Origin of the sequence: Sphingomonas sp. (genome assembly GCF_041661825.1) — a bacterium.
Classification (GTDB): Bacteria; Pseudomonadota; Alphaproteobacteria; order Sphingomonadales; family Sphingomonadaceae; genus Sphingomonas.
In genome coordinates, this window is sequence record NZ_JBAZTU010000003.1 from 941411 (window position 1) to 955284 (window position 13874).

General features: G+C 67.8%; 14 protein-coding genes. 6 read left to right on the forward strand and 8 right to left on the reverse strand.

Features of this window, described 5'->3' with window-relative positions; translation table 11 throughout:
- Positions 1-40: 40 nt before the first annotated feature.
- Entirely contained in the window at positions 41-1753 is a 1713-nt protein-coding gene (locus WC729_RS17380) for a DUF4153 domain-containing protein (protein WP_372855009.1), read from the reverse strand.
- A 128-nt stretch (positions 1754-1881) separates the two neighbouring features.
- Here WC729_RS17380 and WC729_RS17385 point away from each other — a divergent pair, with 128 nt between their 5' ends.
- Positions 1882-2991 (forward strand): DUF3089 domain-containing protein, encoded by a 1110-nt coding sequence (locus tag WC729_RS17385; protein WP_372855011.1) that lies wholly within the window; start codon positions 1882-1884, stop codon positions 2989-2991.
- The gene (gene ruvX, locus WC729_RS17390; protein WP_372855013.1) at positions 2988-3452 is read left to right on the forward strand and encodes a Holliday junction resolvase RuvX; all 465 of its coding nucleotides are present in this window, start codon (positions 2988-2990) and stop codon (positions 3450-3452) included. Before WC729_RS17385 ends, ruvX begins: the two co-directional genes overlap by 4 nt.
- Here ruvX and WC729_RS17395 read toward each other — a convergent pair.
- The gene (locus tag WC729_RS17395; protein ID WP_372855015.1) at positions 3449-4291 is read right to left on the reverse strand and encodes a helix-turn-helix domain-containing protein; all 843 of its coding nucleotides are present in this window, start codon (positions 4289-4291) and stop codon (positions 3449-3451) included. The two genes, ruvX and WC729_RS17395, sit on opposite strands and share 4 nt — an antisense overlap.
- A gap of 232 nt (positions 4292-4523) precedes the next feature.
- Here WC729_RS17395 and WC729_RS17400 point away from each other — a divergent pair, with 232 nt between their 5' ends.
- Positions 4524-5132, forward strand: coding sequence for a hypothetical protein (locus WC729_RS17400; RefSeq protein WP_372855017.1), 609 nt, complete (start codon positions 4524-4526; stop codon positions 5130-5132).
- A 4-nt stretch (positions 5133-5136) separates the two neighbouring features.
- Here the strand turns inward: WC729_RS17400 and WC729_RS17405 are convergent, their stop codons facing one another.
- The gene (locus tag WC729_RS17405) at positions 5137-5646 is read right to left on the reverse strand and encodes a DUF805 domain-containing protein (protein ID WP_372855019.1); all 510 of its coding nucleotides are present in this window, start codon (positions 5644-5646) and stop codon (positions 5137-5139) included.
- Positions 5647-5767: 121 nt separating this feature from the next.
- Between WC729_RS17405 and WC729_RS17410 the strand changes: the two genes are divergently transcribed.
- Complete coding sequence (locus tag WC729_RS17410; RefSeq protein ID WP_372855021.1) at positions 5768-6757, forward strand: aspartate carbamoyltransferase catalytic subunit; 990 nt, start codon at positions 5768-5770, stop codon at positions 6755-6757.
- The gene (locus WC729_RS17415; protein ID WP_372855023.1) at positions 6754-7983 is read left to right on the forward strand and encodes a dihydroorotase family protein; all 1230 of its coding nucleotides are present in this window, start codon (positions 6754-6756) and stop codon (positions 7981-7983) included. The genes WC729_RS17410 and WC729_RS17415 overlap by 4 nt, the downstream gene beginning before the upstream one ends.
- A gap of 61 nt (positions 7984-8044) precedes the next feature.
- Here the strand turns inward: WC729_RS17415 and WC729_RS17420 are convergent, their stop codons facing one another.
- The 3 genes from WC729_RS17420 to WC729_RS17430 are packed head-to-tail and all read right to left on the reverse strand — an operon-like array spanning position 8045 to position 11028.
- Positions 8045-9418 (reverse strand): tetratricopeptide repeat protein, encoded by a 1374-nt coding sequence (locus WC729_RS17420; RefSeq protein ID WP_372855025.1) that lies wholly within the window; start codon positions 9416-9418, stop codon positions 8045-8047.
- A gap of 19 nt (positions 9419-9437) precedes the next feature.
- Positions 9438-10307 (reverse strand): hypothetical protein, encoded by an 870-nt coding sequence (locus tag WC729_RS17425; protein ID WP_372855027.1) that lies wholly within the window; start codon positions 10305-10307, stop codon positions 9438-9440.
- Positions 10308-10311: 4 nt separating this feature from the next.
- A complete protein-coding gene (locus tag WC729_RS17430) occupies positions 10312-11028 on the reverse strand; it encodes an AAA family ATPase (protein WP_372855029.1) in 717 nt (238 codons plus the stop codon).
- A gap of 183 nt (positions 11029-11211) precedes the next feature.
- Between WC729_RS17430 and WC729_RS17435 the strand changes: the two genes are divergently transcribed.
- A complete protein-coding gene (locus WC729_RS17435; RefSeq protein WP_372855031.1) occupies positions 11212-12264 on the forward strand; it encodes an SPOR domain-containing protein in 1053 nt (350 codons plus the stop codon).
- A 1-nt stretch (position 12265) separates the two neighbouring features.
- Here WC729_RS17435 and WC729_RS17440 read toward each other — a convergent pair whose 3' ends face one another.
- Together WC729_RS17440 and WC729_RS17445 are read right to left on the reverse strand one after the other, a co-directional pair.
- Complete coding sequence (locus tag WC729_RS17440; RefSeq protein WP_372855033.1) at positions 12266-13012, reverse strand: putative DNA-binding domain-containing protein; 747 nt, start codon at positions 13010-13012, stop codon at positions 12266-12268.
- Positions 13009-13839 (reverse strand): DUF692 domain-containing protein, encoded by an 831-nt coding sequence (locus WC729_RS17445; RefSeq protein ID WP_372855035.1) that lies wholly within the window; start codon positions 13837-13839, stop codon positions 13009-13011. Before WC729_RS17445 ends, WC729_RS17440 begins: the two co-directional genes overlap by 4 nt.
- Between the last annotated feature and the right edge of the window lie 35 nt (positions 13840-13874).

Here is a 13874-nt window from a genome sequence, read left to right on the forward strand (position 1 = left end):
CGGCCAAGGCGCGCAACCAAAAGGCGCCGTGAGCGGCTGCTTATTCGAACGGGTCGCCCACCGGCACGTCGCCGACAAAGACCTGACGGCGCGGAACGGTGCGGATCTCGATCCCGCCGGCAGCCAGCGCAGCCTTGAGCGCGGCGCGTGTCGCCGCGTCCGGCCGCACGACATCCCCGTCGTCCACCGCTTCCCACACACTGCCCGTCAGCCGGTACCGCGTCACACATGACGCACCCAGCGACAGGATCGGCGAATTGGATCCCTGCGTCGGCGGCTCTCCGGCGAGACGGTCGACGCAATTGTCCTTGAGCAGCACCGCGCTCGTCTCGCCCGGCCTGTAAAGCAAGGTGCAGGTGCCGATGCGGAAGGTATCGCACCCCCGCCAGCCAGTCAGCTGGGACTTCAGGCCATCGGGCACGGTGCCGCCAACCGGCAGCACGCGCAGGCTTTTGTCGAACATCTCGCTGTCCTTCGCGGTCTGGTCGATGTCCGTCGCCTGGTACCGATTGTTCACGCCCGCCGCGCGTTTGGCACGATCCGCGATGGCGACGTTCTTCGACCCGGCCAGTCGCTTGAGCGCCGCCTTGCCCGGATCGCCGAAATCGAAGGCGAGCGCCGCCCAGTCGAACTGGTCGGGCGTGATCCTGCCCGATTCAAGCCGGGCGACCTGATCCCTGACGGAGACCGCGTTGAAGCTGAAGATCGGCGTCGCGAGGAAGAGCGCCACGCCCGCCACGACAAAGGCCATGTGCAGGTTCGCCGGCCGCACCTTCGCCGCCCAGCCCTGCCGCCCGCGCAGCAGCGCGACGAGATAAGCGACGCCGTACGCGGTCGCGAGGATCACGAAGACGAGCGCCCAGAGTCGGTCAGGGGTGAAGCCATATTGACCGATCCGGAGCCCCGTCGCGATCGCGGCGATCACGCAGAGCGGCAGGATGGCGAGGCCCAGCGCGCCGATCGCGCAGCACAACAGGATCGGCGTCGTCGCCTTGGTCGCCTGCCACAGCGCGCCGAGCCCCGTGAAGGGCAGCGCGAACAGGAACAACAGCAGCCCGATACCCAGCACCGGCGCCAGCACGCCGAGCACCGCCGTCACGACGCGCTGGAGCAGCCGCACGACCCGGTCGCGTTCGCGGAACAGGCCGAGCGCGCCGCCAAACGCAGCACCAGCCAGCCCGGCCGCGAACCAGTGCCGCTCCAGCATCTCGCGCACGAAATGCAGCCCGATCAGATCGAACAGCGCCGCGAGCAGCCAGGCCAGCGCGAAGACCACGCCGACGAACATCCAGCAGGCGAACCACAGCACGACATTGGTCCAGGCATGGCCGTGCACGTCGCGATAGGGGAAACGCCACGCCCCTTCGTCGCGTGCCGTCTGGAACAGCGGCACGGCGATCGCGACCGCCAGGAAAAGGCTCGCATAACGCCAGTCCCCGATATCGGCCCAGCCGTCATTGCCGCCGTTCCAGTAATAGATCAGGCCCGCCACCGCGCCGACCAGCAGCGCAAAGCCGGTGGCCCAGAGCAGCCGCACGCGCTCCATGCCGAAACCGAACGCCATCGCCCCGGTGCCGATCGTGATCGAGACGGCGATCCGCCAGATCTCCAGCGGCGGGCGCGAATAGCCATAAGGGCGATCGATCAACTGCTGGACGAGGATCGCGGCGACGACACCGATCGCCGCCAGGATCACCGGCCGCAGGCGCCAGGCCCCGGCCGATTCGCCGCTCTCCACATCCCAGTCCGACATCGCGCGATCCCCTTTGCGGGCAATGAGCGCAGGACCGAAGCCGATTGCAAGCGCCGCCTTCCTGCTGCACGGAATCTCCATGGCCGCGGCGCATCTCGCGCCGCGCCATGGTTCGGAGACTACAGGCCTTGGCCCGCAAATTCCTCTATCTGATCGCCGTGCTGATCGTGCTCGCGATCGCCTGCCTGTTCGTCTTTCGGCTGTACGGCATCGAGATGACGCGCTGGACCTTCGTGCCCAAGGCGGTGTTCGAGGCCCAGCCAGCCGTCGCGGCCGACAGCTATGCCGATGTGAAGATGTGGTTCGCCCGGCCCGACAAGCGCGGCAATCCGGCGCTATGGACTCCCGCGGGGTATCAGCCGGCCGCGGCGCCCGAGGCAGCGGTGTTCTTCATCCACCCGACATCCTTCCTGAACGGCCAGCGCTGGAACGCGCCGCTCGACGATGCGGACGCCAACGCCCGGGCCGAGCTGTTCCTGCGCGGGCAGGCGACCGCCTTCAACGAAGTGGGCGTGATCTGGGCGCCGCGCTATCGCCAGGCGACCTTCGGCGCGTTCCTGACCACCAAGGAGGAAGCGCAAAAGGCGCTGGACCTCGCGTACCGCGATGTCGTCGCCGCGTTCGACCAGTTCCTGAAGGAAGCCGGCGACCGCCCGATCATCCTTGCCGGCCACAGCCAGGGCGCGCTCCATCTGACCCGGCTGCTGCACGAGCGGATCGCCGGCACGCCGCTCGCGAAGCGGATCGTCGCGGCCTATGTCGTCGGCTGGCCGGTCTCGAAGACCGCGGACCTGCCGCGCATGGGCCTGCCGGAATGCGCTACAGCCGATCAGGCCGGCTGTATCCTTTCCTGGCAGAGCTTCGCCGAGCCCGCCGATCCAGCGCTGATCCTCGACGCCTATGATGCGACCAGCGGCTTCACCGGCGCACCGCGTCGGGACACCGCGATGGTCTGCACCAACCCGATCACCGGCACGGCCGATGCGGCAGCGCCCGCCACGGCCAATCTCGGCACGTTGGTGCCCGACAAGGATCTTGGCGACGCGACGATCCAGGCAGGTCAGGTTCCGGCGCGGTGCGAGGGACGCGGGCTGCTGATGATCGGCTCGCCACCCGATCTCGGCAGCTATGTGCTGCCGGGCAACAACTATCATGTTTACGATTACAGCCTGTTCTGGGCGAACGTCCGTGCCGACGCGGCGCGGCGGCTCGCGGCGTTCAAGGCGAAGACGGGATGATCACCACCGACCGCGCCGTCTTCCGCGAGGCCCTGCCCACCGGCGGCCGCCTGATCGGGCTCGACGTCGGCACCAAGACGATCGGCACCGCGCTGTGCGACGCCGGATGGAGCTTCGCCAGCCCTGCCCTGCTGATCCGCCGTACCAAGTTCCAGAAGGACAAGACCGCGCTCGCCGCGCTGATCGTCGAGCAGCAGGTCAAGGGCATCGTCATCGGCCTGCCGCTCAACCTGACCGACGGCAGCGAAAGCCCGCGCAGCCAGTCGAGCCGCGCCTTTGCGCGCAACCTGGAGGATCTGGGCCTGCCGATCTTCCTGCAGGACGAACGCTGGTCGACCCAGGCCGTCACCCGCACCCTGATCGAGCAGGATGCCAGCCGCGCGAAACGCGCCGAGCTGGTCGACAAGATGGCGGCGGCCTATATCCTGCAGGGCGCGATCGACGCGCTGGTGAGCGGTTAGTCCCGCTTCGACGGATGCAGCCCCTGGACGGGCGCGCCGATCACGCGCAGCCTTTCCTCCACCGCACGGCGCAGCACCTCGCGCGGCGAGCTGAAATAGGCGCGCGGCGTAGTCCCCATGAACGCCTTGAAGTCGCGGTTGAAATGCGCCTGGTCGTAATAGGCCGGATCGATCAGCTCGGTCAGCGGCCGATCGAGCGAATCGCGCACCGCCCCCAAGGTCCGCAGGAAACGCTGGCGGCGCAGCAGGCGCTTGGGGGTGAAGCCGAAGACGCGCAGGCACAGGCGGTTGAGCTTGGCCTGTTGCACCCCAAGCTGTTCGGCGAACTCGGCGACATCGGCGGCCGAGCCGGAGACGAGCACCTCATGCGCCTTGAGCGCGAGCAGGCTCCGCTTGCTGCCATTCCGCGCGCGGCGCGTAAGGACAGTGTCGAGCAGCGCCACCCGGCCGGCATCGTCAGTGCACGCGCGCAGCGACCGTGCCAGTTCCTCGCCGTTCGTGCCGAAGGCATCGCCGAGCGGCACGACCTTGTTGGAGATGGCGGCCGCATTGCCGCCGACCAGCCTGACCCAGCCCATCGGCGTCAACCCGACGCCGAGCAGCCCGCCGGCGGGACTGGAGAATTGGCGCGTACGGTCAGTCGGGCCGAACAAGGCGGGCGCCATCGCCGGAGCCATCGCGCCGGTCGCGAGATCCTGGATCTCCCAGCTGCCCCACAGCACGAACCGGATGTTCGCCCATTCGGGATGGAGGAAATCGGAGAGCGGCCCCGTCGATTCGACGATGACATAGGCAGTGATCAGATCGCGCAATTCCGGTGCGGGCAGGTGAAACCGCACATCGGGCACAGGGCGGCCAAAAGCCGTCCTCGCATCATCCATTGTCACTCGCTTCCCCGCCAAACCCGCGACCCGGATCAACCACGATCCTACACGGCAAGGCCGTCAGGTCGAGGCCAATTCCACCTACGCACCTGAATGCACAGCGAAACAGCCATATTGAGAATTGTTGTGATGGCCGCACGGCTCATCCAGACTATCATCGCCGCGACCTGCCGGAGGGCTTCAAACCATGCTGCCGATCATCGAAACCAGGCCGCGCCATCCTTTCGCAGCGGTCATGGCGCTCGCGCTGTTAGGCGGTTGCACTGCCGCCGGCGGCGTGGATCGCCCGGCAAGCGCATCGACCGCGCAATGCGACACCCAGTCGATCGACTCCCGCCCCGGCCGTATCTGGTGGAAGGAGCAAAGCTGGCGCTATGCGAGCGATGCCGACGCGACGGCTGCCTATCAGGCCATCGCGACGGGCAGCGACCCCTGGCCCAACTGGTTCACGCCGTCCCAGCAGGACCTGGCGGTGGGCACCCGGTTCCAGATGGCGCTGGGCAAGGGCCAGCCCGAAACGAGCCCCGGCGGTTTCGGCACCTTCGACAATATCGAGAGCGTCCGCGACGTGCGTGTCCATCTCGCGGTGGAATATGCCTGGAAGCCCGACATCGACCGAGTCGTCACCTATGAAGTGATCAAGACGCTCCCGGTGAAGATCGGCCCGATCGGACCCCAGGCCGATCCGCACGGCTGCGCCTGGCTGCCAGGCCGCTGGTCGCAACTGCAGATGATGGTGCCGTCGGCGAACCGGATCGACTATCTCAAGGTCGTGGCGGTACGCCCGATCGAGTAGGGCATCAGGTCTGACGGGGGTCCTCGCCGAAGCGGTTCGGACCCTGAGAGCCGCGCTGCACCAGATGAACCACCAGAAGGGCGAGTGACACGAGATAGATCATGTTGTTCACGACGATGATTCCGCCCAAGCCCGAATCCGGTGCCGCGCCGGCGGAAAATCCGCTGAATATCCGGATCGTTCCGCCAAGGCCGATGGTCAGGAAAATCACAACAGGCAAACCCCAATAACCGCTCCTGCCGCGATCGTGCAGCCGACGCGTCACGGCAGCCGCCAACAGGATGACGACGGTGCCCGCGATCACCGCCATTGTAACGGCGAGACCAACGACATCGGGTATGCCCTCCATGGAGAGCGTCATCGCGATGAACCAAACCACCACCGAAAGCAGGAAGACGGTGCCCGCATAGGGCCAGAATTGCGCTGGCGCGTCGCGCCCCGAGAAGCGCGCGACGTTGCGCAGGCCCCTGCCGACAAGGCCGAAAAAACCCGTTCCCGACTCGCTCATCGCCATCCCCCACTGAATGAGCGGAGGTCTATGCCGGGCCCTCGCTCCGGTCCATCGACGACTTGTCCACAATGACAAGTATCGGCAGCTTGCGCCCTGCCCCGCCCCTCGCTACCGAACCCCTTTAATGCCAGCTTCAGATCACCGCCCCGCGACCCTCATCCAGGGCAGCGCCGTTTTCCCGCACCGGCACCTGACCGGAATCGACGGATTGCAGCCGCACGAGATCATGTTCCTGCTCGACGAATCGGAGCAGTGGATCGAAGCGAACCGCAGCCGCGCGAAGAGCGACAAGCGGCTGGAAGGCCTTACCCAGATCAACGCGTTCTTCGAGAACAGTACGCGCACGCTCCTGTCGTTCGAGATCGCGGGCAAGCGCCTGGGTGCCGACGTGGTCAACATGCATGCCGCCCAGTCCTCGGTGAAGAAGGGCGAGACGCTGATCGACACGGCGATGACGCTCAACGCCATGCGGGCGGACGTGATCGTCATCCGCCATATGAGTTCCGGCGCGGTGCGGCTGATCGCCGACAAGGTCGATTGCCCGGTGCTCAATGCCGGCGACGGCAGCCATGAACATCCCACACAGGCGCTGCTCGACGCGCTGACCATCCGGCGGCGTCGCGGATCGGTCGCGGGGCAGCGTGTGGTGATCTGCGGCGACTTGCTGCACAGCCGCGTCGCGCGATCGAATATCCTCTCGCTGACCGCGCTGGCCGCCGAGGTGCGCGTCTGTGCGCCCTCGACCCTGATGCCCGCCGCGATCGAGCGGATGGGTGTGACGCCCTTCACCGATTTCGACGCGGCGCTCGACGGTGCCGATGTGGTGATGATGCTTCGCCTGCAGACCGAGCGCATGTCGGGCGGCTTCGTGCCGTCCACCCGCGAATATCATATGCGTTACGGCCTCACCCTCGAACGGCTCGCCCGGGCGAAGCCCGACGCGCTGATTATGCATCCCGGCCCGATGAACCGCGGCGTCGAGATCGATTCCAATGTCGCCGACCATGTCGAGAGATCGGCCATCACCGAGCAGGTGGAGATGGGCGTGGCGGTGCGCATGGCCTGCCTCGACGTGCTGACAAGGCGAGCGCGGAAAGTGGAGGGCTGGGCATGATCCGCGCCTTCTCCAACGCGCGATTTGCCGGCGCGCAGGCTGACGACACCTCGACGCTCGTGATCGACGCCGAGAAGATTGTCTCGATCGGCGGCAACGAGGTGCCCGCGGGTACCGACCTGACCGATTGCAGCACGCTCGGCCGCTCGGTCCTCGTCGCGCCGGCGATCATCGATCTCGGCGTGTTCGCGGTCGACAAGGCAGCGTGCCGCGCCGGTGGCATCGTCCGGGTCGGGCTGATGCCCGATCAGTCGCCCGTGCTCGACGACCCCGGCATCATCCAGCGCGCGGCCGACATGGGCAAGCCCGACATCTGGGTCCACCCGATCGCCGCCGCGACGCGCGGCCTGACCGGCACCGATCTTGCCGAGATGGCGATCGCCCGCGACGCCGGCGCCCGCGCCGTCGCGACCGGCCGGCGCTGGATCGCCGATTCAGGGGTGATGCGCCGTGTCCTGGCCTATGCGCATGATTGCGACCTGACCGTGATCACGCATGCCGAGGATGCCGGACTGGTCGGCGCGGCGGTCGCAACCGAAGGCGAGACCGCCACAAGGCTCGGCCTGCCCTCTGCGCCTGCGAGCGCGGAGGCATTGGCGATCGCGCGCGACCTGCTGCTCGCCGAGGAGACCGGTGCGCGGCTCCATTTCCGCCAGGTGACGACGGCGGCCGGCTTCGACATGGTCCGCCGTGCCAAGGCGCGTGGCCTGCCGGTTACCTGCGGCATCACCCCCGCGCATCTGTTCCTGTCCGACAATGCGATGAGCGATTTCCGCACCTTCGCGCATCTCTCCCCGGCGCTGCGCAGCGAAAGCGACCGCCAGGCAGCGCTCGCAGCAGTAGCCGACGGCACGATCGACGTGCTCTGCTCGGGTCACGATCCACGGGGCCCCGAAGAGAAGCGCCTGCCCTTCGCCGATTCATCGGCCGGCATGGCCGGTGCCGAGACCTTGCTCGCGCTGTCGCTCGGGCTGGTACGCGACGACGTGATCGGGATCGACCGGCTGTTCGCGCTGCTCGCGGCCAATCCGGCGAACATCCTGGGGCTCGAGGCGGGCGCGCTGGCGCCCGGCGCGCCCGCCGACTTCATGCTGCTCGACTGGGAGGCGCCGTGGCAGATCGACACCGATCGCATGGTCGCCAAGGCCGGCAACACGCCCTTCGACAAGCTGCCTGTGCAGGGCAAGGTGCTGCGCCTGTTCAAAGGCGGCACGGAGCTTCGCTAAAACGACATCAGCCGCGCGGGCCTGGGCCCACGCGGCTGACGCGATCCTCTCAACGAATGTCTTAGCGCGAGGCCATCTGCCGGCCGGCGGGGCGTGCCCAGAGAGCGACCTGATCGCCGGCATGGGCGCGGACGAAGCAGGTGCCGCCCTTTGCCTTGTAGCTCTGGCACAGCGCATCTGCTTCGGAACGGGCGAAACCGCCGACCGAGAGACGGTAGAAACTGCCCGCCTTTGACGTGATGCTCATGCCCGACGGCGTCTGGCTGGCGAAGGTCGCATTGCTGCGGACGGCCCGGCCCCAGGCGTCCTTGGCGACGGCGGCGTTCTGATACGCACCGAGCTGGACGAAATAATTGCCCTTGGCGGGAGCGCGGGTGACCGGGGCCACGGCCGGCGCGACCTTGGCGCTGGCCACTCGGACCGACGCGCGCGGCGCCACGGTGCCGGCATTATTGGTCGGGAGCCGCTGCACGACTTCCTCGCGCGGGCCGAACACCACGCTGGCAAAGGCTGGCGCTGGTCCCGGGGTAGCCTCGACCGGTGCCGCGGCGACGGCGACGGCGACTTCAGCGACTGGAGCGGCGGGGACGGGCGTGCCCATGTCCTGCGCGACCTGAGCGGCATTCTCCGCCTGGCCAGGCATGAAGGCATCGACCGCCGCGGCGGCCAGCGCCGTACCCGTCGACGGGGCGTTGAGTGCAAGCGCGACCGGCTGGCCCGAATCCCGCACCGGCGTGACGCCGAGCAGCGAGGCGACCTGATCATAGGCCGATTTCGGACGGGCGAATTCCGCCCAATGCAGGATGCGCTGGTCGACTTCGTCAGGTGCCAGATCGAACGAGGCCATCGTCCGGGCTTCCTGCCAGCGGCCCGCCAGCGCCAGACTGAGCGCGAAATTCTGGCGGGTCTTGGCGTCGGCATCGGGCGCGCGCACGGCGGCGTTCAGCAGCTCGACGGCACTGGCAGGATCGCCGGCCAGCGCCATCGCCAGCCCGCGGTCGCTGACCGGGATGATGTCCTTGTGCGTGTCGAGCGTCTGGCGCGCGCCGGCCCAGTCGCCGGTGGCGATCTGCGCAAGGGCGAGGTTGAGCGGCAGTTTGCCGTTGCCCGGATCGAGCGTCATCGCATCAGTGAAGGCCTGGCGGGCGGAGTCGAAGCGGCCGGCCCGCAAATAGCTGTTGGCGAGCAGCACGCGGAAGCTCGCGACCTGCGGACGCAACCCGACGGCCGCCTCGGCATGGAACACCGCCTGATCGCCCTTGCCCTTGGCGAGCGCGGCACGTGCCTTGCCCGCTTCGGTGGCCGCCTTGCGCTCGGCTCGCGATTCGTCGCGTGCGCTCGCAAAGGCGATGCCGCCATGGGAGGTGATGCCGGCAAGTGACCCGCACGCAACGAGTGCGGTAAGCCCTAGAGTGACGATCGCCCGGGTCTTCATCGGAATTCCCCTATTCGATTCAACGTGTCGCGCGAGAAGGCAGCTGGCGCACCAGCTCTTCCACCTCGGGCAGGGATTGCAGGAACGAGTCGAGTGCCTGGGTCACCAGGACCTGGGCGGAACAATTGTGCAGCGCGCTCGCCAGGCGGAGGCGCAGATGCCGGTCCTGGTCGAGCCGAAGGGTGAAGGCAGCCTTGCCGATCTTGGCCTGAGCCTCGCGCCCGATCCGCGCGGCGGTGGCCGGCGAGACGACGGGGCGGGCCACTGGCGCGGGGGCCACAGGTTTGAGAACCACTGGGGCAGGAACCTCGGGAGCCGATGCGACCGGCTCGGGTGCCGGGGCCGGCTTCGGAGTCCGGACCGCAAGCAGCGATGCGGGCTGGTACTCGGGCTCCGGTTCTTCCTCTTCTTCGAGCTCGGCCTCGTAGATGGTCTGGGACGCATAAGCGGCCTCGAACGCATCTTCCGGCTCGTAAGCCTGGGGTACCGCGGCTTGGGGCACAGGAGCTTGGGGCTCATAAGCCTCAGGCTCATGCGCTTCTTCCGGCTCATATGCCGGCTCGGCGTCATAGGAGGAACCCAGATCGATCGCGCGCGGGCGGTTTACCGATTGCGGCGCCTCGAACTCCTCATGCAGCGCCTCGCGCTGACGGAGCACGGGCGGCACGCTGGGCTGGGGCTCATAGGCCGGCTGAGGCGCATAGGCCGGTTCGGTGCCATGGCCTTCCGGGTGCCCCATATCATTCCAGCCGAGATCGTCATGCCCGCCGGGCATCGCGCCGAAGCCGCCAAAACCCTGGGGGCGCATGGCCGGACGCGCCTGCCCCTTGCGGGCGAGCAGCGTGGAGGAGAGCGACGCAAGCGGCTTGGGCTGTCCGAAGGTTGTCATCGGGTCACCCCACCACGCGGCGGCCGAAGCCGCCTGCTGCCGGGCGCTGCGCCGCGTAACCGTGCTGGGCCGTCGGCGCCGCAAACACGGTGCGGCGGAAATTCTTTTCGAGTCGGTCGGAGATATAGGTCCAGAGCGCCTGGATCTCCTGACTCGACCGGCCGTTGACGTCGACTTCCATGACCGTACGGCCATCGATCATCGAGGCAGCGAAATCGGTGCGGTGATGGACGGTGATCGGGGCGACCGTGCCGTGCTGCGACAGCGCAACGGCGGCTTCCGAGGTGATTTTGGCTTTGGGCGTGGCGCCGTTGACGACGAACAGCAGCGGCTTGCCGGCGCGCTCGCACAGATCGACCGTGGCGCCGACGGCGCGCAGATCGTGCGGCGACGGACGGGTCGGGATCACGATCAGCTCGGCGACTGCGATCACGCTCTGGATCGCCATGGTGATCGCCGGCGGCGTGTCGATCATCGCCAGCTTGAAGCCCTGCTGACGCAGCACCTCGAGATCGGCGGCGAGCCGCGCGACCGTGGTCTGGGCGAAGGCCGGATATTCACTGTGTCGCTCGTTCCACCAATCCGACAACGATCCCTGAGGATCGATATCGATCAGCACGACGGGACCGGCGCCGGCCAGTTGAGCTTGAACGGCCAGATGCCCTGACAAGGTAGTCTTGCCGGATCCGCCTTTTTGCGATGCCATCGCGAGAACGCGCATGTGCCCCTTCAACTCCCGCTATTCGAGGGGGTTGAATGCCACCACAGACGTCAAGAAGCGGTTAACGGGCCGTGAGAAGATCGGATCCATCCCGGGGCGGCACATCGTCCCTAACGAAATCTTTGCCAAATCCCCGCTACAGGGCATTATCACCCGGGTAGAGTAGCGGGGATGGGAGACATCATGCGCAAGGCGTTTCGGCCGGCGGCTCTTGGCCTTGCCGGTATCTTCATCGCGATGACGTCACCGGCATGGGGCGACGTCAAGGCGGGCGTCGACGCCTGGAGCCGCGGCGAATATCGCAAGGCAGTCGAGGAATGGCGCCCCGCCGCAATCGCGGGCGATGCCGATGCGCAGTTCAATCTCGGCCAGGCCTACAAGCTCGGGCGCGGCGTGCCGGTCGACATGCCGATGGCGGAAAGCTGGTACCGCAAGGCCGCGCTGCAGGGGCAGATCGAGGCCGAGGCGAATTACGGGCTGATCCTGTTCCAGAACAACAAGCGCAGCGAGGCCCTGCCCTGGCTGGAGAAATCGGTCGCACGCGGAGAGCCGCGGTCGCAGCTCGTGCTCGGCACCATGCTCTATAATGGCGACGGCGTCGCACGAGACTGGCCGCGCGCCTATGCGCTGCTCGTCCGTTCCGCGGCGCAGGGCCAGCCCCGTGCGTCCGAGGTGCAGGCGCAAATGGACCAGTATATCCCGGTCGCCGACCGCCAGAAGGGCCTGGCGCTCGCCCGCCAATATGAAGCCGAAGCGCAGCGCCCGATGCTGCCGCCGGAGATCACCGGCCAGGGCAGCGAAGTCGCGATGCGCGGCACCGACCTGCCGCCGTCCACCTATGATCAGAATCGCGGCGCGCAACCCAATGTCGATGCGCCCCAGCCGTTTAACCCACCGCCGCCGGTGGTGACCCGCGTCCCGACCCGGCGCGCGCCGCCACAGCAGGTGGCCGTGGCACCGCCGCAACCGCAGACTCAGCCAAGCCGCGCGGCCCCCGTCTCCGGCCGCGGCTGGCGCCTGCAATTCGGTGCCTTCCGCGACGAGGGCAATGCGACGGCCTTGTGGAACAAGCTCAAGGGCCAGGTCGGCGCGCTGAGCGGGCTCCAGCCCTACCTCGTGCGCACCGGCACGCTGACCAAACTTCAAGCGGGACCGCTGGCCTCGTCCGCCGAAGCGGCACGGGTCTGCGCTTCGGTCAGGCCGACCGCTACACCGTGCGTGCCGGTCGCGCCCTGAGCTAGCGCGCCCCGACGATCAATCCGTCGGCGATCCATTGGCCCAGCATGCCGCCCGCCCGGGCGATCCCGTCGCTTTCGCCCCAGGACGCGACCATGCGCTCGCACAATCCGGCAAAGGGCAAGCCGGCGCGCGCCCATAAAAGCGCCTGGCGCTCGACCTGATCGATCGCGCGGAAATGCGACACCTGGTCGTGCCGCCAGACCAGGATCGCGCCCGGCTCCGCCAGCAGCGCGGCCGCGGGCGGCGTCTCGCCTTCGGTCAGCGCCGACCAGATCGCCGGGGCGTTGCTGGTCAGCGCGCCCAGGTCGAGCGTCGGCGTGAAGGCAAGCACCGCCCGGTCCCAGTCCACATCGGCAAGATGCCCGGGCGTCAGCGGCGCGGCGTCGGGCGCGATAAAGGCTTCGCCCAGCGCATTCTCGATCCAGGCGAGCTCGGTCACCTCGGGGTCTTCCGGATAGAGCAATGCCATCGTCGCCGGGAAATCGCCGGGATAGGCATCGAGCGTCCAGCTGCTCGGCGGCACCCGGTCGATATGCGTGGCGAGCGCTGCGCCGAACGCCTCGCCGCCGATCCAGTCGCGCGTACGAGCAAAGCTGTCGGCGAGGCAGGCGACAAGCTGGCCGCGGTAGTTATTCCGGTGGACGTGAAGGCCGGGCGGGACCTCCGCACCCAAGCGGGCTGCGGCGGGCTCGTCCTCGCTGACAAGCCAGGCGCGCATGTCGCGCTGCAGGTCGAGCAAGCTCATGCCGCAGCCTGCAGCGCCCGGCTGCCGACGCGCCGCGCGATCGCCAGTTCCGCGAGCAGTTCCTCGAGCGGCGGGATGGCGTCGTCGCGCTCGATCATCGTCGCCACCGGGCCGAGCCGCGGCAAGATATAGGCGTAGAGGTCCCAGACGGAGGGCGGCACCGGCTGGTCATGTGTGTCGATCAGCAGTTCCGCGCCCTGGCTATGGCCGGCGAGATGTATCTGACGGACTCGGCCGGCGGGGATGCCGTCGAGATACGCGACCGGATCGAACCCGTGATTGGTCGCGCTGACGAAGACGTTGTTGACGTCGAGCAGCAGCCCGCAGCCGGTCCGCGCGCAGAGCGCGTCGAGGAACTGCCACTCGGTCATGTCGGCGCCGGCAAAGTCGATATAGGTGGACGGGTTCTCGATCAGCATCGGCCGGCCCAGCACATCCTGCGCGCGGGCGATATTGGCCGCGACGAGGCCGAGCGCTTCGTCCGTGTAAGGCAAGGGCAGCAGGTCGTGGGAATTGAACCCCTCGATCCGCGACCAGCTCAGATGATCGGAGACGAACAAGGGCTCGATCTCGTCCACCAGCTCCCGCAGCCGCGCGAGATAGGCGCCGTCCAGCCCGTCGGCCGACCCGATCGACATCGACACGCCGTGCAGCGCGACCGGATATCGGTCGCGGACGTCGCGCAGTATCTGCCGGGGCCGCCCGCCCGGGACCATGAAATTCTCCGAGATCACCTCGACGAAATCGACGCCGACACGGTGTTCGAGGAAATCGGCATAATGCGGCTTGCGCAGGCCGAGGCCGTAGCCGGAGAAAGGAGGGATCATGACGGATCTTCCGGTAATATCGCCTTCTTGTCTTC

What these genes read in the sequence shown, in the direction of transcription:
- WC729_RS17380 (WP_372855009.1), bottom strand. Translation starts at nt 1,753, where the DNA reads ATGTCGGACTGGGATGTGGAGAGCGGCGAATCGGCCGGGGCCTGGCGC.
- ruvX (WP_372855013.1), top strand. Translation starts at nt 2,988, where the DNA reads ATGATCACCACCGACCGCGCCGTCTTCCGCGAGGCCCTGCCCACCGGC.
- WC729_RS17400 (WP_372855017.1), top strand. Translation starts at nt 4,524, where the DNA reads ATGCTGCCGATCATCGAAACCAGGCCGCGCCATCCTTTCGCAGCGGTC.
- WC729_RS17405 (WP_372855019.1), bottom strand. Translation starts at nt 5,646, where the DNA reads ATGGCGATGAGCGAGTCGGGAACGGGTTTTTTCGGCCTTGTCGGCAGG.
- WC729_RS17410 (WP_372855021.1), top strand. Translation starts at nt 5,768, where the DNA reads ATGCCAGCTTCAGATCACCGCCCCGCGACCCTCATCCAGGGCAGCGCC.
- WC729_RS17415 (WP_372855023.1), top strand. Translation starts at nt 6,754, where the DNA reads ATGATCCGCGCCTTCTCCAACGCGCGATTTGCCGGCGCGCAGGCTGAC.
- WC729_RS17420 (WP_372855025.1), bottom strand. Translation starts at nt 9,418, where the DNA reads ATGAAGACCCGGGCGATCGTCACTCTAGGGCTTACCGCACTCGTTGCG.
- WC729_RS17425 (WP_372855027.1), bottom strand. Translation starts at nt 10,307, where the DNA reads ATGACAACCTTCGGACAGCCCAAGCCGCTTGCGTCGCTCTCCTCCACG.
- WC729_RS17430 (WP_372855029.1), bottom strand. Translation starts at nt 11,028, where the DNA reads ATGCGCGTTCTCGCGATGGCATCGCAAAAAGGCGGATCCGGCAAGACT.
- WC729_RS17435 (WP_372855031.1), top strand. Translation starts at nt 11,212, where the DNA reads ATGCGCAAGGCGTTTCGGCCGGCGGCTCTTGGCCTTGCCGGTATCTTC.
- WC729_RS17440 (WP_372855033.1), bottom strand. Translation starts at nt 13,012, where the DNA reads ATGAGCTTGCTCGACCTGCAGCGCGACATGCGCGCCTGGCTTGTCAGC.
- WC729_RS17445 (WP_372855035.1), bottom strand. Translation starts at nt 13,839, where the DNA reads ATGATCCCTCCTTTCTCCGGCTACGGCCTCGGCCTGCGCAAGCCGCAT.